At 64.6% G+C, this 24,308-nt stretch carries 22 protein-coding genes; 18 read left to right on the forward strand and 4 right to left on the reverse strand.

All coding sequences use genetic code 11. The features are described 5' to 3' along the window. Nucleotides 1–44: 44 nt before the first annotated feature. The 6 genes from Q0743_RS13065 (at nucleotide 45) to neuB (ending at nucleotide 8,434) form a co-directional block, all read left to right on the forward strand. The gene (locus Q0743_RS13065; protein ID WP_298241930.1) at nucleotides 45–2,552 is read left to right on the forward strand and encodes a hypothetical protein; all 2,508 of its coding nucleotides are present in this window, start codon (nucleotides 45–47) and stop codon (nucleotides 2,550–2,552) included. Nucleotides 2,553–2,635: 83 nt separating this feature from the next. Beyond that, on the forward strand, nucleotides 2,636–3,838 hold the full coding sequence (locus tag Q0743_RS13070; RefSeq protein WP_298241931.1) for an HAD-IIIA family hydrolase: 1,203 nt from the start codon (nucleotides 2,636–2,638) through the stop codon (nucleotides 3,836–3,838). A 131-nt stretch (nucleotides 3,839–3,969) separates the two neighbouring features. Next, on the forward strand, nucleotides 3,970–4,989 hold the full coding sequence (locus Q0743_RS13075; protein ID WP_298241932.1) for an NAD-dependent 4,6-dehydratase LegB: 1,020 nt from the start codon (nucleotides 3,970–3,972) through the stop codon (nucleotides 4,987–4,989). Further along, nucleotides 4,982–6,196 carry a LegC family aminotransferase gene (locus tag Q0743_RS13080; protein ID WP_298241933.1) on the forward strand — a complete coding sequence of 405 codons (1,215 nt, stop codon included), beginning with the start codon at nucleotides 4,982–4,984 and terminating at the stop codon, nucleotides 6,194–6,196. The genes Q0743_RS13075 and Q0743_RS13080 overlap by 8 nt, the downstream gene beginning before the upstream one ends. Continuing rightward, a complete protein-coding gene (neuC, locus tag Q0743_RS13085) occupies nucleotides 6,189–7,367 on the forward strand; it encodes a UDP-N-acetylglucosamine 2-epimerase (protein WP_298241934.1) in 1,179 nt (392 codons plus the stop codon). The genes Q0743_RS13080 and neuC overlap by 8 nt, the downstream gene beginning before the upstream one ends. Further along, nucleotides 7,364–8,434 carry an N-acetylneuraminate synthase gene (gene neuB, locus Q0743_RS13090; protein ID WP_298241935.1) on the forward strand — a complete coding sequence of 357 codons (1,071 nt, stop codon included), beginning with the start codon at nucleotides 7,364–7,366 and terminating at the stop codon, nucleotides 8,432–8,434. The genes neuC and neuB overlap by 4 nt, the downstream gene beginning before the upstream one ends. On the opposite strand, the gene Q0743_RS13095 is transcribed toward neuB, so the two are convergent. Beyond that, nucleotides 8,431–9,042, reverse strand: a complete 612-nt coding sequence (locus Q0743_RS13095) for an acetyltransferase (RefSeq protein ID WP_298241936.1) — start codon at nucleotides 9,040–9,042, stop codon at nucleotides 8,431–8,433. The two genes, neuB and Q0743_RS13095, sit on opposite strands and share 4 nt — an antisense overlap. A 196-nt stretch (nucleotides 9,043–9,238) precedes the next feature. On the opposite strand from Q0743_RS13095, the gene Q0743_RS13100 reads away from it, so the two are divergent. From Q0743_RS13100 to Q0743_RS13155, 12 genes are all read left to right on the forward strand, one after another. Then, nucleotides 9,239–10,288 carry a nucleotidyltransferase family protein gene (locus Q0743_RS13100; RefSeq protein WP_298241937.1) on the forward strand — a complete coding sequence of 350 codons (1,050 nt, stop codon included), beginning with the start codon at nucleotides 9,239–9,241 and terminating at the stop codon, nucleotides 10,286–10,288. After that, on the forward strand, nucleotides 10,285–11,193 hold the full coding sequence (locus Q0743_RS13105) for a Gfo/Idh/MocA family oxidoreductase (RefSeq protein ID WP_298241938.1): 909 nt from the start codon (nucleotides 10,285–10,287) through the stop codon (nucleotides 11,191–11,193). The genes Q0743_RS13100 and Q0743_RS13105 overlap by 4 nt, the downstream gene beginning before the upstream one ends. After that, a complete protein-coding gene (locus Q0743_RS13110; RefSeq protein ID WP_298241939.1) occupies nucleotides 11,190–11,891 on the forward strand; it encodes an acylneuraminate cytidylyltransferase family protein in 702 nt (233 codons plus the stop codon). The genes Q0743_RS13105 and Q0743_RS13110 overlap by 4 nt, the downstream gene beginning before the upstream one ends. A gap of 13 nt (nucleotides 11,892–11,904) precedes the next feature. After that, entirely contained in the window at nucleotides 11,905–12,726 is an 822-nt protein-coding gene (locus Q0743_RS13115) for an SDR family oxidoreductase (RefSeq protein ID WP_298241940.1), read from the forward strand. A gap of 9 nt (nucleotides 12,727–12,735) precedes the next feature. Further along, nucleotides 12,736–14,259, forward strand: coding sequence for a hypothetical protein (locus tag Q0743_RS13120; protein ID WP_298241941.1), 1,524 nt, complete (start codon nucleotides 12,736–12,738; stop codon nucleotides 14,257–14,259). Beyond that, nucleotides 14,260–14,520, forward strand: coding sequence for a hypothetical protein (locus Q0743_RS13125; RefSeq protein ID WP_298241942.1), 261 nt, complete (start codon nucleotides 14,260–14,262; stop codon nucleotides 14,518–14,520). Next, nucleotides 14,517–15,449: a hypothetical protein gene (locus tag Q0743_RS13130; protein ID WP_298241943.1), complete on the forward strand. Its 933-nt coding sequence runs from the start codon at nucleotides 14,517–14,519 to the stop codon at nucleotides 15,447–15,449. The genes Q0743_RS13125 and Q0743_RS13130 overlap by 4 nt, the downstream gene beginning before the upstream one ends. 25 nt (nucleotides 15,450–15,474) lie before the next feature. Continuing rightward, nucleotides 15,475–16,863, forward strand: a complete 1,389-nt coding sequence (locus tag Q0743_RS13135) for a surface carbohydrate biosynthesis protein (RefSeq protein WP_298241944.1) — start codon at nucleotides 15,475–15,477, stop codon at nucleotides 16,861–16,863. A 4-nt stretch (nucleotides 16,864–16,867) separates the two neighbouring features. Next, the gene (locus Q0743_RS13140; protein WP_298241945.1) at nucleotides 16,868–18,271 is read left to right on the forward strand and encodes a capsule biosynthesis protein; all 1,404 of its coding nucleotides are present in this window, start codon (nucleotides 16,868–16,870) and stop codon (nucleotides 18,269–18,271) included. Between the two features lie 12 nt (nucleotides 18,272–18,283). Continuing rightward, nucleotides 18,284–19,033: a glycosyltransferase family 2 protein gene (locus Q0743_RS13145; RefSeq protein ID WP_298241946.1), complete on the forward strand. Its 750-nt coding sequence runs from the start codon at nucleotides 18,284–18,286 to the stop codon at nucleotides 19,031–19,033. Between the two features lie 112 nt (nucleotides 19,034–19,145). Further along, the gene (locus tag Q0743_RS13150) at nucleotides 19,146–20,624 is read left to right on the forward strand and encodes a DUF6056 family protein (RefSeq protein ID WP_298241947.1); all 1,479 of its coding nucleotides are present in this window, start codon (nucleotides 19,146–19,148) and stop codon (nucleotides 20,622–20,624) included. Nucleotides 20,625–20,651: 27 nt separating this feature from the next. Further along, a complete protein-coding gene (locus Q0743_RS13155; protein WP_298241948.1) occupies nucleotides 20,652–21,614 on the forward strand; it encodes a glycosyltransferase family 2 protein in 963 nt (320 codons plus the stop codon). 11 nt (nucleotides 21,615–21,625) lie between these two features. Here the strand turns inward: Q0743_RS13155 and Q0743_RS13160 are convergent, their stop codons facing one another. The 3 genes from Q0743_RS13160 to Q0743_RS13170 are packed head-to-tail and all read right to left on the reverse strand — an operon-like array spanning nucleotide 21,626 to nucleotide 24,259. After that, nucleotides 21,626–22,549 carry a transketolase C-terminal domain-containing protein gene (locus Q0743_RS13160; protein ID WP_298241949.1) on the reverse strand — a complete coding sequence of 308 codons (924 nt, stop codon included), beginning with the start codon at nucleotides 22,547–22,549 and terminating at the stop codon, nucleotides 21,626–21,628. Continuing rightward, complete coding sequence (locus Q0743_RS13165; RefSeq protein ID WP_298241950.1) at nucleotides 22,546–23,364, reverse strand: transketolase; 819 nt, start codon at nucleotides 23,362–23,364, stop codon at nucleotides 22,546–22,548. The genes Q0743_RS13160 and Q0743_RS13165 overlap by 4 nt, the downstream gene beginning before the upstream one ends. After that, nucleotides 23,342–24,259 (reverse strand): NAD(P)-dependent oxidoreductase, encoded by a 918-nt coding sequence (locus tag Q0743_RS13170; protein WP_298241951.1) that lies wholly within the window; start codon nucleotides 24,257–24,259, stop codon nucleotides 23,342–23,344. Before Q0743_RS13170 ends, Q0743_RS13165 begins: the two co-directional genes overlap by 23 nt. Nucleotides 24,260–24,308: the final 49 nt, after the last annotated feature.

The raw sequence follows: 24,308 nt of genomic DNA on the forward strand, positions 1-24,308 counted from the left end.
TTTATACCGATTGCTTGGCCGAAGCCCATTTTAGAGATCTCGCGATGTGGACGACCACATTTGTCCTGACGTTCCTGTTCTTCCTGATACAGCTCGGCACTGGGTTTTCGATTCTGGCCATTGCATCGACGAAATTCGTCGAACTTTGCCGGCTTACGAGGGTACAGCTCGTCGTTCTCGGCTTGACCGTCGGCGCATCCACAACGGGCATCCTGCTCGGAGTAATATCGCTTCTCGTAAGCGATATGCGGCTCCAGCTCGGAGCTATCGTTGCGTTGGCCAGTCTGGGGTTTTCCTGGTCTTGGCTCAACTGGCGTCCGGGTGCCGGCGAGATGCGCACGGCGGCCATTTGGTGCACGCTCTCACTGCCGATCGCGCTTATGACATGGTGGTGGTCGTTCGGCGCGTTTTCCAGCTTTCCTTTTGCGGACATCGGCGCGGATGTTCACTGGATGAAGACCGCGCAGGAATACGCCGACAGCGGCGTCATCAATCCCTACGCGGCCCAATCCTATGTCGATCTTCGCTCGGCGCTCGCGGGCGCCTTCGCCGGGACGCTGGGCCTGGACCTCCTGCGATTTAGCTGGACCTATCGCTTCTTCTCGATCTTGTTCTTCCTGCTGGCGTCCTACGCCTTCGTGCAAGGCGTCTACCCCGTGTCTTCACGAAGATGGATCGCCTTCTTCTTCGCCGCGACCGGCAACACCGTCGCCCTGATGACAAACGGCAGCTTGGCCGTCGCCAGCAGCGTTGTGTTTCTCGGCGTCTTGATGGGCAATTCCGACCGGAACGTGAGCGCTGTGTCGACGCGATCGGCCCTGCTGCTGACCGGGGGCGCCGGGGCGACGCTGCTGATTGCCTTCGCTCTCAACAATAATACGCTCATGCTCGCGCTGCTTGTGGCCGGGCTCTTCCTGCTCAGGATCCTGAGCAACAGCGCAAGACATGCAGGGCCTCTCTTTCTCGGCTGCATATGGCCGGCGACACTACTGCTTGCACACCGCGGTTCCTATCTGTTCGTTCCGACCGTGCTGATCAGCTGGCTTCTCTATCTTGTCATCGTGCGGATCATCGCCGCCTGGCCGTCGCCCAGCATCGCAATCCTTCGAATCCTGTCCTTTGTCCTGCCGCTGATCATCGCTGGAACGATCTTCTGTGTCGCGGGAATGCGCTTCGGCTACATTCCGCCCATCAGCGCCAACGACACCTTCTCCTCGATTACGGGGCTGATCCTTGGCAGAAGGATCGAGGGCGGCGAAGAGCTGTTCCTGGGCTCCGGACCGCAGATTGCCGCCATCGAGCTCGGCCGGGCATTGAGCCCACTCTTCTCCATCTGCATCCTGTTGGGCGTTGCATGGTGGTGGATGACCCGGCCTGCCCTTCGTGCTCCCTCGGGTGCAATTGAGCCGCCCGCCGAAGGCTTCACGACGCTCGTCTGGTCCTGGATTGCCGGCTGCGGGCTGAGCGTCGCTGTCCTCTCCGGCTTCCCTTTCCTGTATCGCACCAGCGCGATCATCGTGTCGCTGCTCACGATCACGGCCACAGAAATCTTTTGCCAATTGCTGGTCGATTTCGCTCCGTTATCGCGATACCGGCAGACCCTGGTCGCGGTCGCGGTCACGCTGCTTGCGACCATCCTTGTGGTTGCGATCTACGCATTTGCCTGGCGGGCCGACCTGCCTTATGCCCATTACCAGGCATTCCTCAGACCAACGGAAATCGCGGGTATCGTGCTTCTGGCGACGCTCGCGCTGTTGACCCTGGCTCGGTCGAGGCCGATCGCCATCTGCAGTCTCGTAGGGGTCGTGGGGGTGGGCATCGCCGTCGACAAGGCCGGTCTGTCAGGCATTCACAGAAACTACAGTTATGGCGCGCTCCCGGACCGCGCCTCGGTCGTTTCCCATTACAATGCCAACGACCTCGATGTGGCCCGCTGGCTCCGCGCCAATCTGCGAAAAGGGATCATTCTCTCCGATCCCTACACGCTCGGCATGATCCAGGCCATCACGGGCGCTCCTGCGGCCTATCTGTTCTCTAATCTGGACACCGTGAACGAAGCGGTCGCACAGCGGACAAAATCGGTCGTGCGGGCAATCCTGCAGCCGACGGAGGGACGTCAGCGGCTGGCAACCGCGTGCAGCTTGGTCACGCCCCTGATCAGCGAAATCAATTCAGAGGCGTTCTTCCAGATGCGCAGGGCGGATGCGTTGAGTGGACTATTAAAAGCCGTCCGTGGGGCCCAGGCACCTGCTCAGGAATCGACCCCAGGGTCCGAGGCAACAAACGCCGGAAGCCCCCAAATCACGAGTGAGGAAGCCAAGGCCGCGTTCCAGAACATTCTGGACACGGGGGAGAACGCCTGGAACCTGGTCGCGATCATCACGCCTCGCACGATCGAGTGGACACAGCTCGCGGTCAATCAGCGCCTCAGCTATTTCCCTCCCGCCGAGCCAATCGGGCCCGCCGTCATCGATGTGCTGCGCACCGGCCCGTTTCCGGTGCTATTTACCAACAATCAGACGGCCGTCATTCGAATTCCCTGCTCGCGCTGATATGAAATGGATCAGACATTGAATCTCGTATCGTCTCGGGCTGGCGCAACAGTCCGTAGCCTAAATTGTGAGGAGAGCATGTCATGCTGAGACAGGCGGTGATCCTCGTCGGCGGGCTGGGCACTCGGCTGGGTGAGCGCACCAAGCTGGTCCCGAAGCCGATGCTCGACATCGGCGGGCGGCCGTTTCTCGACACGCTGATCGACGAGCTCGTGCGCTATGGCTTGTTCGACGAAATCCTCCTGCTCGCGGGTCACAAGGCGGAGATCGTCGAGACGCACTACGCCGCGGCCGTCAGGGGGCAGACCCGAATCGTCGTGTCCCGCGAAACCGAGCCGCTCGGCACGGGCGGTGCGCTCGTGCATGCGCGCGATTTGCTGCACGATCGCTTCCTGCTGCTGAATGGAGATTCCCTGTTCGACTTCAACCTGCTCGACCTGATCGCCCGTGCGCGTGACGGTCGCGTTCACATGGCGTTGCGTGATGGCGTCGTCGGCGATCGCTACGGCCGCGTCGTGCTCGATGGTGACATGGTGCGCGACTTCATCGCCCCGGGCGCAGGCGCTACGGGCCCGGTCAATGCAGGCATCTACGTCATCGACAAGTCCGTCCTCGACGACATCGCGACGCTGCCCGCCTCGCTCGAGCAGGAGGTGTTCCCCGGCCTCGCCAAGTCCGGTGCGCTGCGCGGTACGGCCTATCGCGGCTACTTCATCGACATCGGCATTCCCGACGATTTCGCCCGCGCCGATCGCGAATTGCGCCGGCAACTGCGGCGCCCGGCCGTGTTCTTCGATCGCGACGGCGTGCTCAACCACGATTCAGGATACACTTTCGAGACGCACAAGCTCGAATGGATCGAGGGGGCACGCGAAGCCGTGAAGGCCGTGAACGATGCCGGCTATTTTGCCTTCGTCATCACCAATCAATCCGGTGTCGCACGCGGCTATTACGAGGAGCATCACGTCGTTACCCTGCACCGCTGGATGGCGGAGCAGATGGCGGAGATCGGCGCGCACATCGATGCATTCGAATACTGCCCCGATCACCCCGACGGAACCGTTGCGCGCTACTGCCGCGTGAGCGACCGGCGCAAGCCGGCGCCGGGCATGATCACCGATCTCGCCACGCGCTTCCCGATCGACATGACGCGCAGCATGGTGATCGGTGACAAGGATAGTGACATCGAAGCGGCACGGGCGGCCGGCGTGGCCGGTCACTTGTTCGAAGGCGGGAATCTGGAGACGTTCGTGAAACAGCGTCTGAGCGCGGCAGGCAAGGCATAGGACGCCGCCAAAACCGCTGGATCCCCGGGCATTTGGCGGCGCCCGAGCGCTGCTCTGTTGCGCGCAACCGTCAGTGTGCTATAGCGCCATCTTGTTGCGAATATTGGCTTAATCGCCTTTTGGGGTCCGGCATGGCAGATCTGAGGGACGCCCGCGTCCTCGTTACCGGCAGCGACGGCTTCATCGGTTCGCATGTCGTCGAGGAACTGGTGAAAGCCGGAGCCCGCGTCAAGGCGGTCGTCTATTACAACTCCTTCAACTCCTGGGGCTGGCTCGACACGGTCCCGGCCGACATCATGAAGTCCGTAGAGGTCGTCGCCGGCGACATTCGCGATCCGCATTTCATGATTGCGGCCGCCAGCGGTTGCACCGACGTGCTGCACCTGGCCGCGCTGATCGCCATTCCCTTTTCCTATGTCGCGCCCGATTCCTATGTCGAGACCAATGTGCGCGGCACCGTGAACGTGCTTCAGGCCGCGCGCATGGCAGGCGTGCGGCGCTTCGTGCAAACCTCGACCAGCGAGGTTTACGGCACGGCGCAGACGGTTCCGATCAAGGAAAGTCATCCGCTGGTCGGGCAGTCGCCCTACTCGGCCTCGAAGATCGCCTCCGACCAGATGGCGCTTTCGTTCCAGGCGTCGTTCGACATGCCTGTCGTGGTCATCCGCCCGTTCAACACCTTTGGTCCGCGGCAATCGGCGCGCGCGGTGATCCCGACGATCATCAGCCAGATCGCGACCGGCAAGCGCAAGATCCGCCTCGGCGCCGTCAGCCCGACACGCGACTTCTCGTTCGTCACCGACACCGCGCGCGGCCTGATCGCAGGCCTGACGGCACCTGCGGAGCAAGTCGTCGGCCAGACCATCAATCTCGGCAGCGGCTTCGAGATCTCGGTCGGCGCGACCGTCGAGATGATCGCCGACGTGATGGGCGTGACGATCGAGATCGAGACCGACGAAGCGCGGCTGCGGCCCGCCAATAGCGAGGTCGAGCGGCTCTGGGCGGACAATTCCAAGGCGCGCCAGCAGCTCGGCTGGGCGCCGGAATTCGGCGGGCTCGACGGGATGCGTCGCGGCATCGAGAGGACCGCGAGCTGGTTCACCAACCCCGCCAATCTCAGCCGCTACAAGGCGGATGTGTACAATGTCTGAAGCAACGGTGAAGACGGCCGCAACCCGATCATCCGGCTTCGATCCGAAGGCCGTGGTCGACGCCGTACGGCGCGCTGCCGGCACGCCGAACGGCATCCTCGGCCTGCACGAACCGGTGTTCGCCGGCAACGAGGTCGCCTATCTCGAGGAGTGCATCAAGAGCACCTTCGTTTCCTCGGTCGGCCCCTTCGTCGACCGGTTCGAGCGCATGCTCGAGGAGGTCACCGGCGCCAAGCGCGCGGTGGCCGTCGTCAACGGGACGGCCGCGCTGCATGCCTGCTTCGTCCTCGCCGGTGTCGAGCCCGGCGACGAGGTCATCTCGCCGGCACTGACCTTCATCGCGACGACGAACGCGATCGCCTATTGCGGCGCCACGCCTCATTTCGTCGACAGCTCGCTCGAAACACTCGGCATGGACGCGCGCGCACTCGCAATGCGCCTCGATGCGATCGCGCAAAAGACCGCGACCGGAACCATCAACCGGGAGACCGGCCGCCGCATCGCGGCGATCGCCCCGATGCACACGTTCGGACATCCCGTCGAGCTCGACGAGATCGCCGAGATCGCGCGCGACTGGGGCATTGCCCTGGTGGAGGATGCCGCGGAGTCGCTGGGATCGACCTACAAGGGCCACGCCGTGGGATCGCAGACGCGGCTCGCCGCGCTGAGCTTCAACGGCAACAAGATCGTCACCACGGGCGGCGGCGGCGCCATCCTGACCAACGACGAGGCGCTGGGCCGCCGCGCCAAGCACCTGACGACAACGGCGAAGCTGCCGCACAAATGGGCCTTCGTCCACGACGAGATCGGCTTCAATTATCGCCTGCCGAACCTGAATGCGGCGCTCGGTTGCGCCCAGCTCGAGCAGCTCGATGGCTTCCTGGCAAGCAAGCGCAAGCTCGCTGCCGCCTATCAACGGGCTTTCGCGGATGTGCCCGGCGTGCGCTTCTCGCATGAGCCAAAGGACACCACGAGTAACTACTGGCTGAACGCGATCCTGCTCGACGAAGTAAATGCGGACCGTCGCGACGACGTCCTCGCCGCGCTCAACGACGCCGGCTTTGGCGCGCGGCCGGCCTGGACCCTGATGCACAAGCTGCCGATGTTCGCGCAAAACCCCCGCGGCGATCTTTCCACCGCCGAGTCCATCGAACGCCGACTGATCAACCTGCCCAGCAGCGCCAGCATCAGGTCCCCCGATGAATAGCAGCGCGCGAAAGATCTGCTTCGTCACCGGCAGCCGTGCCGATTTCGGGCTGCTGGTCTGGCCGATGCGCGCAATCCGGGAAACGCCCGGCTTGACACTCCAGCTCGTCGCAACGGGCATGCATTTCGCGCCGGAGTTCGGCTACACGTTCAACGCAATTCGCGACGAGGGGTTCGAGGTCGACGCCCGCGTCGAGACGCTGCTGAGCAGCGACACCGGCGCAGGCGTCGCGAAATCGGTCGGCCTCGGCGTCATCGGCTTTGCCGATACCTTCACAAGGCTTCAGCCGGACCTCGTCGTCGTGCTCGGCGACCGCTTCGAGATGTTTGCAGCCGCGCAGGCCGCGATGTTCATGCGGCTGCCGATGGCGCATCTGTTCGGCGGAGACGTCACCGAAGGCGCCGTCGACGAATCCACGCGTCACGCCATCAGCAAGATGTCGCACCTGCACTTCACCAGCAATCAGGGCTCGACGCGACGATTGATGCAGCTTGGCGAGCACCCGTCGCGCATCCATACCATCGGCTCGGTCGGCATCGACGCCATCAAGCATCTCGATCTGATGGACCGCGCCGGCATCGGCGGCGCGATCGGATTGCAGCTCGGCGAACGCTGCGCGCTCATCACGTTTCACCCCGTCACGGTTGAAGCCGGACGCTCGGTGGCCGAGCTCGACGAATTGTTCGCAGCCCTGTCGACGCTCGATCCCGCCTTTCGTTTCGTTTTCACGCTCGCCAACGCCGACGCCGAGGGTCGGGCCCTGAACGCCCGGATCGAGGCTTACGCGGCCAGCCGGCCGAACACGATCGCCGTCGCCTCGCTCGGGCAGCTTCGCTATCTCAGCCTGATGAACCAGGTGGATGTCGTGATCGGCAATTCCTCCAGTGGCGTGCTCGAGGCGCCCTCCTTCGGCGTTCCCACGGTCGATATCGGCGACCGCCAGAAGGGACGCGAGCGCGCCGCCTCGGTATTTCACTCAGCGCCCGAACGCGGTGCCATTGCAGCAGCCATCGCAGCGGCGCTCCAGCGCGGCCGTCAAGCCACCGTCAGCCCCTACGGCGACGGCGAATCCAGCCGGCGATTTGCCGGGATTATCGCCGGCATCCCGGATTTCACGCAGCTTCTGCTCAAGGGCTTTTACGATCTTCCGCCAGGCGGGGCGCAGGCATGACCATGCACACGCAGATCATCGCGGAAGCCGGCGTCAATCACGACGGGAGCCTGGACAAGGCACTGGCCCTCGTCGACGCCGCAGCAGACGCCGGTGCCGACATCGTCAAATTCCAGACCTTCAATGCCAAGGCTTTGGCTGGCAGCGGGGCGAAGAAGGCCGACTATCAGCAGCGCACGACTGATGCTGACGAAAGCCAGCTGGCCATGCTGAAACGGCTCGAATTGCCGCAGGCTGCGCATCACGCGCTGATCGAGCGGACGCGGGAGCGCGGCATCGAGTTCCTGTCGACGCCGTTCGACGACGCTTCGCTTGCCTTCCTGCTGTCGCTGAAACTGCCGCGCATCAAGATCGGATCGGGCGACCTCACCAATGCACCGCTGCTGCATGCAGCCGCAAAGGCCGGCGCGACGTTGATCCTGTCGACGGGCATGGCGACGCTCGGCGAGATCGAGGAAGCACTGGGCGTGCTCGCTCATGGCTACGGCCCATCCGACGATCGACCCGGTATCGCGGCCTTCCGCGCGGCGTGGCGCGATCCGGCGGCGCGCGCGGTGCTCGCACGGCATGTGAGCCTGCTCCATTGCACGACCGAATATCCCTGCCCCATCGGCGACGTGAACCTCGCAGCGATGGCGACCATGCGGTCTGCGTTCCAGCTTCCCGTCGGCTATTCCGACCACACCGACGGCTTCGAGGTTTCGGTGGCCGCCGTGGCGCTCGGCGCGACGATCATCGAAAAGCACCTGACGCTCGACCGCAAGGCGCAAGGCCCCGATCACGCGGCCTCGCTCGAGCCGGACGATTTCAGGCGCATGGTCGCCGCCATCCGCAACGTCGAACGTGCGCTTGGCGACGGCGTGAAGACGCCAAAGGAATCCGAGATCAGGAACGTCCCTGTAGCACGCAAGAGCATCGTCGCGGCGCGCGCGCTGAAGGCTGGAGAGACCATCGGCCCCGCCGACATCACCGCCAAGCGCCCCGGCGCCGGGCGGCCGCCGATCGACTACTGGTCACTGATCGGAACGGCCGCGCCGCGTGCGCTCGAGCCGGACGACCCGCTCTAGCCTCGCGGCTTTGCCGGAACGCCGCGCAGCACCGATCCCGCCGGGCATGGGGCCGTGACCACCGATCCCATCGCAACCAGCGTGTCGTCACCGATTGCGATATGGTCCCTGACCCGGCTGCCGAGACCGATGAAGCAGTTTTCGCCGATCTTCGCACCTCCGCCGATCACGGTTCCCGGGGACAAATGCGTGCAATCGCCGATCTGCACGTCATGCTCGACGACGACAGCGGAATTGACGATGCAGTGATCGCCGACCCGGCTTCGCGCATTGACGACCGCGCCGGGCATGATGACGGTGCCGGCACCGATCGAGGCTGACGGCGAGATGATCGCGCGGGGATGAACCACGGAGGCCCAGCGCTTGACCTGCATGCGGGCGATCATCTGCCGGCGCGCAGGCCCCGCCTGCATCGATCCGATTCCCAGAACGAAGGCGGCATCCGGGTACTCTGGCGCGACCTCGTCGGTTCCGAGATAGCTGACGTCACCGAACGCTCCGGGCTGGCGGTCGAGGAAGCCGACGACCTTGAACTGGCCGGACAGCAGCGCCGCCTCGTAGACCATGAAGGCATGCTCGCCGCCGCCGATGATGATGAGATCGTCCATCGCGATTCCCTTGCGCGGGCGATCTTAACGGGGCGACCGGGGGTCTTCAAACCATTGATTCGGACCGCGAAATGCTTGGGTTAACAGGCCTGTTCGGGGCCTGTCGTTGGGGTTGACGCGGCCTCTCGCAGCCGCGATATAGCAACCTCAGCCCTGGGCCGCCCCCCGATATCTGGCGTATACGAGGCAGATTGCCATGAAATCCTGGCGTAAGGCCGTCGTTGGAACGCAGGCGACTGTGGGCGAGGCCATTGCTGCCATCGAGAGCGGAAGCATTCAAATCGCGCTCGTGCTCGACGACCAGAATCGCTTGCTTGGCGTGGTCACCGACGGTGACGTCAGGCGCGGCCTGCTGCGCGGTGTACCGCTCTCCGGACTTGCAACCGACATCATGAACCGGACGCCGGTGTCGGCCCCTGCGACATTGCCGCGCGAGGATCGCCTGCAGCTGATGCGGCAGAAGTCGATCAAGCAGCTCCCGCTTATCGACGAGGGCGGCCATCTGGTCGTGGTCGAGACGCTCGATGAGCTGCTCGAACCGGCTCACTATCAAAACCCCGTCCTGATCATGGCGGGTGGCCTCGGCGAACGCCTGGGCGCGCTGACGCGCGACATGCCGAAGCCCATGCTCAATGTCGGCGGCCGGCCGCTGCTCGAGACGATCGTCCGCAACGTCGTGCAGCAGGGCTTTGGCAACATCTTCATCTCGGTCAACTACAAGGCCCAGACGATCAAGGACTATTTTGGCGATGGCGCTGCCTTCGGTGCCAATATCCAGTATGTCCACGAAACCGAACGGCTCGGGACTGCAGGCGCGCTCGGCCTCTTCAAGACGCCGCCGGCCCTGCCCATGATCGTCACCAACGGCGACATCCTCACCACGATCAACTACGGGGCTCTTCTCGACTTTCACAACGCAACGCCGGCGGAAGCGACGATGGCCGTGCGCGAGCACAAGGTGCACGTGCCCTACGGCGTCGTCTCCACGTCGGACGGCTTTCTCGATGCCATTCGCGAGAAGCCGACCGAGAGCTGGTTCGTCAGCGCCGGCATCTATGTGATCGGCCAATCCGTTTTCAGCCATGTCGCACCCGGCGTCAGCATCGACATGCCGACCGTGCTGGAGCGCGTGATCGCCGGCAAGGGACGGGTCGCGGTCTATCCCATCCGTGAATACTGGCTCGACATCGGCCGCCTGGAGGATTTCGAGCAGGCTCACGCGGAGTTTCACGAGGTCTTCCCGTGACCTCGACAACAGCCGTCGTGGTTGGCCTCGGCTCGATCGGCACAAGGCACGCGCGCGTCCTGCGCGAGCTTGGACTTCAGGTCTCAACCGTCAGCCGACGCGACGGCGGCGACTACGGGTCGATCGCGCAGGCCATCGCGGCGGCGCATCCGGACTACGTGGTGATCGCCACCGAGACCGCGCGCCACGCGGACAATCTGCAGGAGCTCGCGCAGACCGGCTTCCAAGGCAAGGTTCTCGTCGAGAAGCCGCTGTTCGCGACGCCGGCCCCGCCTCCGAAATATCCGTTTGCCCGTGTCAGCGTCGGATACAATCTGCGCTTTCATCCGGTGATGACGGCCCTGGCCGAAAGACTGCACGGGCGCGACGTGATCACCGTCGCCGCCTATGTCGGCCAGGACATCAGGGAGTGGCGCCCCGGCCGCGATCATCGCACGACCGCATCGGCCACGGTTGATGCCGGAGGTGGTGTTCTCCGGGATCTCAGCCACGAGCTGGACTATCTGCTCTGGCTGTTCGGGCCGTGGCATCGCGTCGCAGCGCTCGGCGGCGCGTCCGGCGCGCGCGACATCGACGTCGACGACCATCTCGACCTGCTGCTCGATATGCAGCGGGCGCCATCGGTCCACGTCCACATGGACTATCTCGACCGGCAGGGCATTCGCCGCATTCGCGTCAATGTCGATGAGGACACCATCGAGGCCGACCTCGTCGGCAGCCGCCTCACGGTCAACGGCAAGACGACGGAGATCCCCAGCGCGCGTGATCAGAGCTATCGCGACATGCATGTCGCGGCGATGCGTGGCGCGAGCCCGGCCTGCTCGCTGCCCGAGGCGCTTGGCGTCATGCACCTGATCGACGCCAGCGAGCGTGCTCTGCGCACGAAGACCTGGGTATCGCCATGAGTCTGCTCTGCACCATCTGCGCGCGCGGCGGTTCGAAGGGGGTCGTGGGCAAGAATGCGCGCGATCTCCTCGGCAAGCCCGTGCTCGCCTGGAGCATCGCACAGGCGCGCGAGACCGGCCTGTTCGACGCGATCGCCTTCAGCAGCGATTCGGATGCGCTGCTCGATGCGGCCCTGAAGGCCGGCGCCGACATCGCGGTCAAGCGTCCCGACGAGATGGCGACCGATACCGCGCCGAAGCTGCCGGCGATCCGCCACTGTCTGGAGCAAGCGATCGCGCAAACCGGCAAGACGCCGGAGATCTTCGTCGATCTCGACGTCACCTCGCCGCTCCGCCTGGCCTCCGACATCACCGGCGCGGTCGCATTGCTGCGCGAGAGCGGCGCGCGCAACGTCATCACGGGGGCACCGGCCCGACGCTCGCCCTACTTCAACCTGGTCGAGCAGCGCACCGACGGCAGCGTCGGCCTCTCCAAATCCGCCGATCCTCCAATCACGCGCCGTCAGGATGCGCCGCGCTGCTTCGACATGAACGCGTCGATCTATGTCTGGCGCGTCGCCCCATTCCTGGAGCAGCCCGCCGTGTTCTATCCGGACACGCGCTTGTTCGAGATGCCGGAGGACCGCTCCATCGACATCGATTCCGATCTCGATTTTGCCTTGGTGGAACTTCTACTGCGCCAACGACAACCGGGCTGAGGAGCCTCCAGCGATGACCACGAGCTTCAAGGCATTGTTCGATCTGAGCGGCCGAACCGCCGTCGTGACGGGTGGGTGCGGTATCCTCGGACGCCGCTTTGCCGAGGGTCTCGCCGAGTTCGGTGCCAACGTCGCGATCGTCGATCTCGACCAGGCCGCGACCGACGCTGCGGCGGCCGAGATCGCTGCGCTCCATCCCGTCCGCGCCAAGGGCTATGGCTGCGACATCACCGTGCCGGGCTCCGTGCGCAACATTGCCGATGCGCTCGAAGCCGATCTCGGGCCCGTTTCGATCCTGCTCAACAACGCCGCGAGCAAGACCCGCGACGTCGACGCCTTCTTCGCATCGGTCGAGACGTTCTCGCAGGACACCTGGCGCGAGATCATGGCCGTCAATCTCGACGGCATGTTCAACGTCGCGCAGGTCTTCGGCGGCCGGATGGCCGAACGCGGCTACGGCGCGATCGTGCAGACCGCCTCGATCTACGGCCTGATGGCGCCCGACCAGCGCATCTACGAAGGCTCCGAATATCTCGGCCGCGCCATCAACACGCCCGCGGTCTACACGGCGTCCAAGGCCGGCGTCATCGGCCTAACAAAGCACCTGGCGACCTACTGGGCGGCGAAAGGCGTTCGCGTCAACACCCTCACCCCCGGTGGGGTCGAGAGCGGGCAGAACGAGACCTTCAAGGCGCGCTATGGCGCCCGCGTCCCGCTCGGCCGCATGGCTCGCGCGGACGAGATGGTGGGGACCATGCTGTTTCTGGTGTCGGATGCCGCATCCTACGTGACCGGCCAGAACATCGCCGTCGACGGCGGCCTGAGCGCCTGGTAGCACACCTCAATGATCAAGCGCCTGATCCAGAACACGGTGATTTCGGCGCTTGCTTTCGGCATGGCCGCCTTGCTGGGCCTTGCGGTCATTCCCCTGATCATCCGGACCTGGGGAGTGACCGAGTTCGGCCTCATCGTCATCTCACGGCTGCTGCTTCCCAGCGGGATGATGGCGGTGCTGGACCTCGGTCTGTCCGAGGTCGCCACCCAGGTCGTCGCGCGCGCGAGAGAGCACCGCAACTGGGCGCAGGCCGGCCGCCAGATCGCTTTCCTGGGAGTGATCTCCGTCGTTCTCACCGTGATCCTGAGTGCGGCCATATGGCTCTCGACACCGCTGCTCGTCATCGTGATGAGGGTCGACGCCGCGCATCTGGAGACCTTCACCCGGATCATGCACTATACCGCCCTCGCAAATCTGATTTTCGTTCCGGCGCTGGTGTGGGAAGGCATCGTCAAAGGCTTCGAGCGCTACAATCTGCTCCGTGTGGCCGAAGTCACGTCGACGGCAGGCTATGTCGGTCTGACCTTCGCAGCTTCGTGGGCGGAGGCCGGCTTTGAAGTGGTCGCCTACCTCTATCTCGCCACCCTGGTGGCTCGCGCCGTCGTCATTGGAATTGCCGCGTTCGTTGCCCTCAGGCACAAGCATGCGCGATTGCTGCCTTGGACCCCGGACATCCGGCAGGATATTCTGCATCGCTGCCTGCTTCTCCTGCAGGGCAAGCTGATGGGCGGCATCTCCGGTCCGTTTCAGCCCTTCCTGATCGGATTGCTGTTCGGGCCCAAGGCCGTCGGTACCTACGACGCGCTGGTTCGACTGTCGCGGGTTTCCAAAGTCGTTGTCAGCCTTCTGACCTCCGCTCTGCTTCCTGTCGCCAGCCGCCTTGACGAGCGCGGCAACGCGACGTCGTTCCAGCGCCTCGGCGATCTCGGCCTCGTCATGATGCCGATGTTCGTGGTGCCGCCGCTTGCCGCGGCCGCGCTCTTCTCACCGGAGATCATGAGCATCTGGATCGGGCCCCTCCTCGCGCCCTATGCGTTCTGGATGGGCCTCAGCTTCCTGGTCCCGATCTGCGCCCAATACGTCGCAATCGGCAGCCTGATCTTTCTGACGCGGCCGGAGGTGCAGGCAAGGCTCAACCGGCTGATGGCCGTCCAACTTCTGATCTGGGCAGTCGTTTCGGCCGCAACGTTGCATCTGTTCGCAGAACGCGCCCTGATTCTCGGCCAGGCGATCGGCAGCATCGTCATCCTGCCCCTGCAGCTTGGCGAGCTGCGCGGTGCGCTCGAACTCGACCGCAATCGATTTGCAAGGGTGATCGGAACCCAGCTCGCAATCCTTGCGCTGGCAAGCATTTCTCTAGCAGCAATTGCAGGTTACATTCGGTTCGACAGCGTGCTAAAGCTCGCTCTTGGTTCCATGGTTTTCTGTCTGACCACCTGGACGCTTCAATACCTCCTCGTGCTTGAGAAGCGACACCGGACGGTATTTCCAGCCATCGGACAATTGATGGGACTGATATCCAAAAGCAGTTGAATGAACATCCACGCGACAGACACCAAAAGCGCCTCCACGGGTTTCGGTCCGGCGTTGTTCTCGGACAAGGCGGCGACTTATGAGTGGAACGCGGTCAACAGCGCGCGGGGTCTTCGCCAGGTCGGCCGCCAGACGCAACTACTCTCGACGCTCGACGATTACGAGCGACAGGGCCGCGTCCGCATCCTGGCGCGTGAACGCATGCCGTTCGCGCCGACGATTCACAATGATGGTTTTTTGTATTGCTGGGAGCTCACATGACAACCGTCGACACGACGGCTGATCGGCCTGCCCCGAAGAAGGCGAAGATCAGCCAGTTCCGCCGCCTGCTGTGGCACGTCAACCGCACCGATCTCGGATGGCTGCTGAAGGCTGCTCTGACCGGCCTGCAATTGCCGGCCCGCGCCAAACGTGTCGCGCTGCTCAAGCAGCTTCCTACCAAGCCTGAATGGGCCGAAGCCAGCCGCAAGCTGGAGACGGACGGCTATGTCGACGTCTCCTCGATTGTCGATCGCAGCCTCGCGGAAACCGTCGCATCGTTCGCCGACGGCAAGGTAAGCCGCCTCCAGGAACTGGTCGGCCGGCAGAAGGAAGGGCACAAATCATTCTGGGTCAGCCTGCTGGACGAGGATCTCATCAACGGTGCTTTTGCCACCGACCATCCGTTCGTGCGCTATGCCCTGCAGCCCGCTGCCCTGCGCATCATCGGCGACTTCATGCACGATCTGCCGCAATTGTCGGACGTGGTGCTGACGCTGTCGCAGCCCACACCGAACCAGGCATTGAGCTTCTCGCAGCTGTGGCATCTCGATCACGACGACAAGCGCGTCTGCAAGCTCTTCATCTACCTGACCGACGTGCAGGACACCGCCGACGGCCCGTTCACCTTCATTCCGGCCGGACCATCGAAGGCGTTCCGTAACTCGCTCAAGAGTCACATGAGCGATGCGCAGGTGTTCGCCAAGACCGGTCCCGACGCGGTCAAGGAAATGATCGCGCCGCGCCTGTCGTCCTTTATCGTCAACACGGCGCGCTGCCTGCACATGGGAAGCCGGATCCAGTCGGATCACAGCCGCCTGCTATACACGGCAACCTACATTCAGCAGCCGCGCATCTTCCCCGAACCGCCGCCGCGTTTCCGCGCGGTCGGAGCCCTGACGGACCTCGAGCGCACCGTGATGCGGCTCTGACACGGACCTGCCGGGAGCTCACATCTTGCGTATAGGCCTGGTGGTCGATCACCCCAAGCGTGACCTGCCGGGGGCAGTCATGCTCGGTTATCAACTGGCGCGGCGGGGCGTATCCGTCGTGCTGGTGCCGATGTACGAGCAGGCCGTCGACGTCCCGCGACTTGGGCTGGACGCGCTGGTCGTCAACTACGCGCGTCCCGTCAATCTCGATCTGATGCGCAGCTTTGCCAAAGCCGGCCTTGCGCTGTACGTGCTCGACACCGAAGGCGGCGTGCTCGCCGAAAAGGGCGGCAACTCGCCGCCGGCGATGGCCGCCCACATCAAGGCCAGCGGCTACGCCGACATCCTGGCGGGGTATTTCTTCTGGGGCAGCCGGCTGCACGATGCCTTCCTCGCAGGCGGGACCATGAAGCCGGAGCAGCTTCACCTCACCGGATGCCCGCGCTTCGATTTCGCGGCGCCGCACTGGCGCGCGCTGCTCGACGGCGAGCCGCGCGGCTATCTGCTCGTCAACGCCAACTTCCCGCTGGTCAATTCGCGCTTCACCGGCAAACCCGGCGGCGAGCGCGAGGCGATGGTGCGCGCCGGATGGGACGGCGTCTATGTCGATCGCTTCATCGCGGACCTGAAACAGGTCTTCGCCAACTATCTCGTCGAGATCGAGCGGCTCGCCGCTGCGCGGCCCGACCGTAGCATCCTCGTGCGCCCGCACCCCTTCGAGAGCGAGGACGTCTATCGCAACGCACTCTCGCGCCACGCCAACGTTCTGATCGACGGCACCGGCAGCGTGCTCGATCGCATCCGCAATGCGGCCGCCGTCATTCACCTCAATTGCGGGACGGCCGTCGAATCGGTCCTGCTCGGAAAGCTGCCGCTGCAGCTCGAATATCTGAACACGCCGACCACTGCAGGCCATGCCGCGCTGCCGGCGCGCGTGAGCCGGCCGGTTGCCTCGTTCGACGAGCTGCTCGACGCGATCGACCACATCGAACGCGAGACCGAGACTTTCGATTTCGCCCGTGTTCACGCTGCCGACATCGAGGCCTTCTTCCATCTCAACGACGGAAAGGCCGCCGAACGGGTCGCCGATGTCCTGACCGGCGCAACGCGCTCACAGCGTCCTTACGTCTCGCTGCTTGCCACCGTGAAGGGCACGCGTGCAAAGCCGAGCCTCGGCCAGATCGTCAAGGGCGCGGCCAGTGCCGCGCTCGGCTCGGCGGTGACCGAGCGGCTGCGTAGTCATTTCAATCCGGCCCGGCGCGACAAGCGCATCGCGCCGCCCTTCGTCCAGACCCTGCTTGCGCGCATCGCGGCCCACGATCAGGCCAGCCCGTCCCAATTTACGGCAAGACGCGCGCATTGCGCGACGACGGGCTTGCCGCTCGCGAGCATTGCGATCGAACATTCCCGATAGAGCCATGTCCACACCTGCACAGACCATTCTCATCACCACGCTTGCCGAATACCAGACCCGGTTCTGGATTCCGGTCGCCCAGCGTTTGCGCGCGGCAGGCCATGATGTCGAATTGCTAGCCTTCGACGATCGCAGCGCGGAAATGTCCACGAACGAAGGCATTCCGGTCACCAACATGTACCGCGAGGGCCTCAAGGCCGGCCCGTCGCCGGAGGATCGCAAGGCGTTCGACGCGCGCGTCGCGTCTTATGGGCTCGACGGAACCAACTTCCTGTTCAGCCACGAGCGTTTCACTTTCGGCATCCGCGATACCGCCGCGCTGCGGCGGCGCTTCATGATCTACGCCCATGCGATGGAGACGGTGCTCGACCGGCTGGAACAGCAAGGCAGGCGCGCCGAACTGGTGCAGGAGCTCGGCGGCTTCCTCTCGGTGATCGCGAGCTTCTACGCTGCCAGGCGCCGCAGCATCCGCAACTGGTTCATCGAGCCTTCGTTCTTTCGTGGCCGCATGTACTTCACCCCCGACACTCTCGGCGCGCCCGATGTGATGCCGACGCCCGCGGACGCCGTATCGCCTGAAGTGCGCACCTATCTCGACGACACGCTGACGCAGCGCGCGATCGTCATCCCCAAGAAGGATCAGCACCATTATTCGGCTGCCTTCAAGAAGGTCGTCAATCTGCGCAATGCCCGCCGTCTCACCGAAAAGCTGTGGGACCAGTTCGCGCTCGGCAAGCACCAGGAGTTCGGCCACAATCTGCGCCATGCCCGCGTCCACGCGGCGATGGCGCTCAACGCAACGCGGCTGCGCAAGCTCTATCAGCCAATTCCGGAAACGCCGTTCGTCTACTACCCGTTTCACGTCCCCGCCGACATGGCTCTGACGCTGCGCTCGCCGGACTATCTCGACCAGGTCGCGACCGTCGACTTCCTGCTGCGCACGATCCCGGATTCCCATGTGCTCGTGGTGAAGGAGCATCCCGCGCAGATCGGCGCGATCTCGGCCGATCGCCTGTTCGAGCTGGCGCGCCGGTTCGACAATTTCGTGCTGCTGCCGCCGCAGACCAACAATTACACCGTGCTCAACCGCGCCGATGCGATCATCTCGGTCAACAGCAAGTCAGGCGCCGAAGCCTTGCTGCTCGGCAAGCCCGTGGTGGTGATGGGCGATGCGTTCTACCGCTCCTGCCCGCTGGTCTATGCAGTCGACCGGCTGGCCGACGTGCCCGCGCGGCTGCGCGAGGCGCTCGCAGCCGGGCCGTTCGATCCGGCCAAAGGCGCGCCGTATTTCGAGGCAGCCTGGCGCCGCTCCTATCCGGGTGAGCTCTATATCAGCGATCCCGTGTTGCTCGACACGTTCGCAGCCTCCTTGCGCGCGGCGATCGCCGAGCCGGCCCGTACGAACTGAACGGACCCATTCATGCCGCTCGTCTCGATCATCACACCATCCTGGAACGTCGAAGGCCTGATCGAGGAGACGATCCGCTCGGTCCAGAGCCAGACATTCGCCGATTGGGAGCTCCTGATCGCCGACGACTGCTCGACCGACAGGACGCCGCAAATCATCGCCGACATCGGCGCGCGCGATCCGCGCGTCAAATTGATCCGGATGCCGAAGAACGGCGGGCCGGCGTTGGCGCGCCAGGCATCGATTGACGCCGCACAGGGCCGCTATCTCGCCTTCCTCGACAGCGACGATCTGTGGCTGCCCGAGAAGCTGGAGCGGCAGCTTGCCTTCGCTCAGGAAAAGCGGGCCGCGCTCAGCTACACCGCGTTCCGGCGCATCAACGAGACCAACACCGTCACCGGGCGGCTGATCGGCGTGCCGGCCTCGCTCAGCTACGACCAGCTCCTGATGAACACCGCGATTGCGACCCTGACCGCGATGGTCGACCTTGAAATCTCAGGTCCCATTGCGATGAAGAATGAGGGCTATGATGATTTCTGCCTCTGGCTCTCCATCCTCGAGCGCGGCCACATTGCGTATGGTCTCAACGAGGATCTCGCCCGCTACCGCGTCAGAGGCTCCTCGGTCTCCAGCCGCCCCGCGCGATCTGCCAAATGGGTCTGGCAGATCTATCGCAATGTGGAGCACCTCTCGCTGATCAAATCGGCCTGGTGTTTTGCGCATTGGAGCACGCGGGCCTGGCTGAAGCGGCGGGAATTCTAGCGAGGTTCGCAGCCCGCCAGCGCCTGTCAGGCGCGCACGGCAAGGGGCGGAAATGAACATTGCGACCCGGGCCGGTTGTCTCTAGTCTGGCCCGGATCGGAGGGGGCTTTGCGTGTACAATCAAGGTGTTATTCCACTGGCAGCGCGTCCCCACGCCGATCGCCGGGCCTGGATTGGCTGGACGCTCGGCTGCCTGTTTCCGGCAATTTTTCTGCTGCTTCTGTTCGCGCTCACGTCGCTTAGCGCGCCCGAGCATGACGACTTCTGCTTCGCTGAGCTCTATGTGCGCCACGGCTTCATCGATACCGTATCGCTGTTCTATCATACGCAATCGGGACGGGTGCTGGCCCTGTGGTTGACCCAGGTTCCGCCAGCGATCTCTGCCGCGGCAAATGTCAGCTTGCTGTCGGCCTATTCCCTGACGATGGCGGTGATCGCAGCGCTGTTCCTGGCCGCCACGAGCCTCGCGGTGGTTCGGGCCTGGCCCGGTGCCTCCGCTCTCCAATTGGCTTTCCTCGCGCTCGCATTCGCAAGCGCCGTCGTTAGCGCGGCGCCGAGCGTCCGGGATCTGCTCTATTGGCTGTCGGCCGTGACCTGTTACGTTCCGCCCGCCGTGGCCACCATCCTGATCCTTGGGGAGTGCGTCCGGGCGCTCGACCGGCAAGCCGGCTTCTCGTGGACGCTCAGTCTCGCGATGGCCCTGGGCGGTCTCGCCGCTGCGCTGTGCAATGAATTCACCGGAGCCTGGCTGCTGCTGATCGTTGCGGCCTCACTGGCAGCGCGTCATCTTTTCGGCCAGCAGCGTCAGATCGCGCACCATGTTCTGATCGCCGCCGCCATAGGCATCGGCTGGATCATCGTCGTCTCCGCCAGCGGCAACGGCACGCGCATGGAGCAGCTCCCGAACGGCGGGCACGCGATCTCGTCCGTCCTTCAAGCGCTGGTCGATTCGCTCGTCGGCCTCGGCCGCTTCCTGCGAGAGCCGGCCGTCATCGTCTGGCTCGCCGCCGTCGGCCTCATGACGTTGGCCGAGCCCGACCCGACGCCCCAGGCGCCGTACAAAAGCAGGCTGTTGGCTCTCGGCACGATCGCGATCAGCCTGGCGTGCTGCTATTTCGAGTATTTCGCGCATCGCTATGCGACGGGCATGCGGCTGGTCGAAAGAGCGCAGAACCAGGCATTGATCCTGTTGCTGTTCGGATCGACGCTCGGCGTCAAGCTGCTCGTCGGCGCCTACGGCCCGCAATTGCGCGAGCGGATTGCGGGCAGCGCGTTCCGCGGCCTGCTCGGTCCGGTCGGAATGCCTGCGAGCCTGACGCTGCTCACGATCGCCTCGCTCTGCCTGAGCTCGACGGGACTGCTGCTCCGCGCGCAATGGCAGAGCCTGTACCCGTACTGGCAGGAGAGCGCCGAACGGCACACCCTCTTGACGACGAGCCCCGAGGCGGTTGTCGTGGTGCCCCGGCACCAACGGACGCCGTCCCTGCTGATGACGTCCGACGTGACGGCCAACGCCGACCGGTTGCCGAACGACTGCATCGCCAGATATTACCACAAGTCCGCCGTCTACGCCGCCGACACGCCGCGTTGACACCTGTCCTGCTGCAGAGAAGCGAACGTGAAAACAATCAGCGTCATCACGCCCTGCTACAACGAAGAGCTCAACGTCCGGGATTGCTATGAGGCTATCCGGAAGATCTTCGACAGCGAGCTCCAGGGCTATCGGCGGGAGCACATCTTCTGTGACAACGCCTCCGACGATCGTACCCTGGAGATCTTGCGCGAGATCGCGGCGAAGGACCCCGCGGTGAAGATCATCGTCAACGCACGCAACTTCGGACCGTTGCGCAACACCTATAACGGGGTGATGGCGAGCGGCGGCGATGCCGTTCTGCTGTTCATGCCGGCCGACCTGCAGGACCCGCCGGAGCTGCTTCCCCAATTCGTCAAGCTGTGGGAAGCCGGCAACGAGATCGTCTACGGCATCCGCGCCGTCCGGGAAGAAAGCCGCCTGATGCGCGGGCTGCGCGATGCCTATTACCGCGTGCTGACCAGATTCTCCGAGCTCAAGGTGCCGCCCGGCGTCGGCGACTTCCAGCTCGTCGACAGACGCATCGTCGAGGCCATGCGTCACGTCCGCGACGCCTATCCGTTCATGCGGATGATGACGTTCGAGTGCGGCGGCCGCATGGTCGGCGTGCCCTACACCTGGCGTGAGCGCAAGAAGGGCTTCTCGAAGAACCGCGCCGGCGCGCTGATCGACCAGGGCCTCAACGGCCTCGTGTCCTTCACCACGGCGCCGGTTCGCTTCGGGCTGCTCGCGGGCTTCCTGATCTCGGCCCTGAGCATCGGCTACGCCATCATCAATTTCGTGATCGGCCTCGTCCTGTACCGACAGCTCGCCGAGCCCGGCATCATCACGCTGATCGTCGCCATGTTCTTCTTCGGTGGCGTCCAGCTGTTCTTCATGGGCATGATCGGCGAGTATGTCCTCGCGATTTACGGTCAGGTGCGCGAGAAGCCCGTCGTGTTCGAGCGCGAGCGGGTCAATTTCGATCCCCCGCCGACGTCTGGGGCTTGACGCGCTGGGCGTCAGCGCTTCGACAGCGACTGCTCGATCCGTGCGACGATCGCCTCGGCCGAGAGGCCGGCAAGATCGAGCAGCGCCTCGCGCGATCCCGCCTGCGAGGTCTTGCCGCCCTGCTCGGGAATGCCGATGCCCGCAATCGGCGGTCGAACCGCATCGCCAGCAAACACGCCCGCCATTAGGCTGAACAGACCGCCGCGCAAGATGTGCTCCTCGAGCGTCACGATGAGCGAGGCGCCGCGCACGGCATCCCGGATCGCAACTTCGTCGAGCGGCTTCAGGCAGGAGACGCTGACGACACCAACGTCGCGGCCCCGCCCGGCAAGCGCGCCGGCTGCCTCCAGCGCGCGCGAGGCGATCGGCCCCGACGCGAGGATGACGACGTCCCGTCCGTCACGCAAAACCCTGGGCTTGCGCAGGTCGGTCACGGTAGCGCCGAGATCAGGCTCCCCCTGGCGGCTGAGCCGCAGGTAAGACGGCTTGCCGCTTCCTGCGATCAGTCGCGTCGCGGCGCGCACCTCCATGGGATCGCAGGGCACGAACACCTCGATGCCCGGCAGCATCGACATGATCCCCGCATCCTCCAGCGCGTGGTGGGTGTAGCCCTGGCTGCCATAGGCATAGCCAGCGCCCACCGCCACGACTTTGACGTCGGCACCGTGGTAGCAGACGTCGTTGCGGAGCTGCTCGAGGCAGCGCAGCGTCGGGAAGTTGCCGATCGAATAGATGAAGACCGTCTTGCCCGACAGCGCGATGCCGGCGGCGATGCCCGCCATGTTCTGCTCGGCGACGCCGACATTGAGATAACGGTCTGGAAACTTCGCCGCGAACGGCTCCAGCACGGAATAGCCGAGATCGCCGCAGAGCAGCCAGATGTCGGGGTTTTCGCTTGCCGCCTGCGACAGGCTCTCGATGAACGTCGTCCTCATGCGCCGACCTCGGCCAGCGCCTGCGCGAGCAGCTCATCCGAAGGCGAGCGGTAGTGCCATTCGAGCTTGTTCTCCATGAAGCTCACGCCCTTGCCCTTCACGGTGTGGGCGATCACGACGGTCGGCCGGCCCGAGATCGCCGGCACACCGCCCAGCACACGCTCGAGCGCGGTGAGATCGTGTCCGTCGATCTCCTCGACCTGCCAGCCGAACGCCTTCCATTTCTCGGCGAACGGATCGAGGTTCAGCACCTCGGCGACCGAGCCAAAGCTCTGGATCTTGTTGAAGTCGACGATGACGCAGAGATTGCTGAGCTTGTGATGCGGCGCGAACAGGATGCCCTCCCAGTTCGAGCCCTCGTCGCACTCGCCGTCGCTGAGCAGGCAGAACACGCGGCTGCCCGCGCCCGCATTGCGCGCGGCCAGCGCCATGCCGATGGCAATCGGGAGGCCATGGCCGAGCGATCCGGTCGAGACCTCGACGCCGGGCACGGCATGGCTGACGTGACCGGTGAAGATCGATCCGTCGCGGCAATAGGCGTCGAGCTCTGCGAGCGAAAAGAAACCGCATTCGGCGAGCGTAGCGTACATGATCGCCGTGGCGTGGCCCTTGCTGAGCACGAAACGATCGCGACTGGGCGCTTGCGGATCGACGGGATCGACGCGCAGGATCCGCGTGTAGAGCACCGCCAAAATGTCCGCCATCGAAAGGCAGCCGCCGATATGGGACGCCTTCGCGGCATGCACCATGCGCAAGGCGTGCGCACGGATGCGTCGGGCGAATTCTTTGGGCTCAGGAAGATTTGGTCGCGTCATGCCACTCTACCGTCTCGCGTAGTCCCTGATCTAACGGCACTTCGGGCTTCCAGCCCAGGGCGAGCATGCGCGAAACGTCCGCAGCCAGGACCATAACCTGATCGGGCCGGTACGCCAACTCGCCGAAGCCGAGCGCAGACTCGGGGCGAACGAGATCGCGCAGCCGCGTCACCGTCTCGCGCAGCGGCGGAGCGTCCGCACTGCCGACGTTGAAGATGCCGCTCGCCGCGTCATGCGTGATCGCCAGGCTAAAGGCGCTGGCGGCATCGCGCGCGTGCAAGAATCCCCAGCGCTGCTCGCAGGCCGTCAGCGCCATGGGCTGCCCGGAGCGCAAGTTCCGAATGAGGCTCGGGATCAGCCAGTAATCGGCATCCTTCGGACCGTAGGTCGAGAAGATCCTGAGCCACGCCGCACGCAGCCCGCGCTCCTCGCACAGCCGCATCGCCATTGATCCGGCCGCGAGCTTGGCCATGCCGTACAGCGTCGTCGGCCGCGGCACGTCGTCCTCCCGGATCGCCCGGTCATAGGGGCCGTATTCCGCCTGCGATCCGGCTCCGACGACGATTCTCGCCCCGGCGTCGGCTGCGAGTTCGACGAGGCCCACCGTGTCGGCCACATTGACGGCCTGGACCGGGCTGTTGCGATCGCTGCCCGCAACGCCGCGCCAGGCCATGTGCACGACCGCGTCCGGCGCGAACGCCAGCAATGCTCCGCGCAACCCCTCCGGATGCTCCAGACTGCCCGGGATCACGTGCAGCCGATCCTGAAGCTCTCGGAGGCGCCAGTTGGAACTTGCCGGCCGCAGCAGGACGGCCACCTCATGCCCCCGCGCCACGAGGTCCGCGACGAGATAGGAGCCCAGAAAACCGCTCGCACCGGTGGCAAAAACACGCATAAGCCCCGGGTAGATCAGCTACCCCCGGGGCCGTCAATCTCCCGCATCG

The sequence above is a fragment of the uncultured Bradyrhizobium sp. genome (assembly GCF_936943645.1).
Taxonomy (GTDB): domain Bacteria; phylum Pseudomonadota; class Alphaproteobacteria; order Rhizobiales; family Xanthobacteraceae; genus Bradyrhizobium.

Excerpts from the sequence above, each read along its gene's own strand:
- Q0743_RS13065 (WP_298241930.1), top strand. The coding sequence starts at position 45 with ATGTGGACGACCACATTTGTCCTGACGTTCCTGTTCTTCCTGATACAG.
- Q0743_RS13070 (WP_298241931.1), top strand. The coding sequence starts at position 2,636 with ATGCTGAGACAGGCGGTGATCCTCGTCGGCGGGCTGGGCACTCGGCTG.
- Q0743_RS13075 (WP_298241932.1), top strand. The coding sequence starts at position 3,970 with ATGGCAGATCTGAGGGACGCCCGCGTCCTCGTTACCGGCAGCGACGGC.
- Q0743_RS13080 (WP_298241933.1), top strand. The coding sequence starts at position 4,982 with ATGTCTGAAGCAACGGTGAAGACGGCCGCAACCCGATCATCCGGCTTC.
- neuC (WP_298241934.1), top strand. The coding sequence starts at position 6,189 with ATGAATAGCAGCGCGCGAAAGATCTGCTTCGTCACCGGCAGCCGTGCC.
- neuB (WP_298241935.1), top strand. The coding sequence starts at position 7,364 with ATGACCATGCACACGCAGATCATCGCGGAAGCCGGCGTCAATCACGAC.
- Q0743_RS13095 (WP_298241936.1), bottom strand. The coding sequence starts at position 9,042 with ATGGACGATCTCATCATCATCGGCGGCGGCGAGCATGCCTTCATGGTC.
- Q0743_RS13100 (WP_298241937.1), top strand. The coding sequence starts at position 9,239 with ATGAAATCCTGGCGTAAGGCCGTCGTTGGAACGCAGGCGACTGTGGGC.
- Q0743_RS13110 (WP_298241939.1), top strand. The coding sequence starts at position 11,190 with ATGAGTCTGCTCTGCACCATCTGCGCGCGCGGCGGTTCGAAGGGGGTC.
- Q0743_RS13115 (WP_298241940.1), top strand. The coding sequence starts at position 11,905 with ATGACCACGAGCTTCAAGGCATTGTTCGATCTGAGCGGCCGAACCGCC.
- Q0743_RS13120 (WP_298241941.1), top strand. The coding sequence starts at position 12,736 with ATGATCAAGCGCCTGATCCAGAACACGGTGATTTCGGCGCTTGCTTTC.
- Q0743_RS13125 (WP_298241942.1), top strand. The coding sequence starts at position 14,260 with ATGAACATCCACGCGACAGACACCAAAAGCGCCTCCACGGGTTTCGGT.
- Q0743_RS13130 (WP_298241943.1), top strand. The coding sequence starts at position 14,517 with ATGACAACCGTCGACACGACGGCTGATCGGCCTGCCCCGAAGAAGGCG.
- Q0743_RS13140 (WP_298241945.1), top strand. The coding sequence starts at position 16,868 with ATGTCCACACCTGCACAGACCATTCTCATCACCACGCTTGCCGAATAC.
- Q0743_RS13145 (WP_298241946.1), top strand. The coding sequence starts at position 18,284 with ATGCCGCTCGTCTCGATCATCACACCATCCTGGAACGTCGAAGGCCTG.
- Q0743_RS13160 (WP_298241949.1), bottom strand. The coding sequence starts at position 22,549 with ATGAGGACGACGTTCATCGAGAGCCTGTCGCAGGCGGCAAGCGAAAAC.
- Q0743_RS13165 (WP_298241950.1), bottom strand. The coding sequence starts at position 23,364 with ATGACGCGACCAAATCTTCCTGAGCCCAAAGAATTCGCCCGACGCATC.
- Q0743_RS13170 (WP_298241951.1), bottom strand. The coding sequence starts at position 24,259 with ATGCGTGTTTTTGCCACCGGTGCGAGCGGTTTTCTGGGCTCCTATCTC.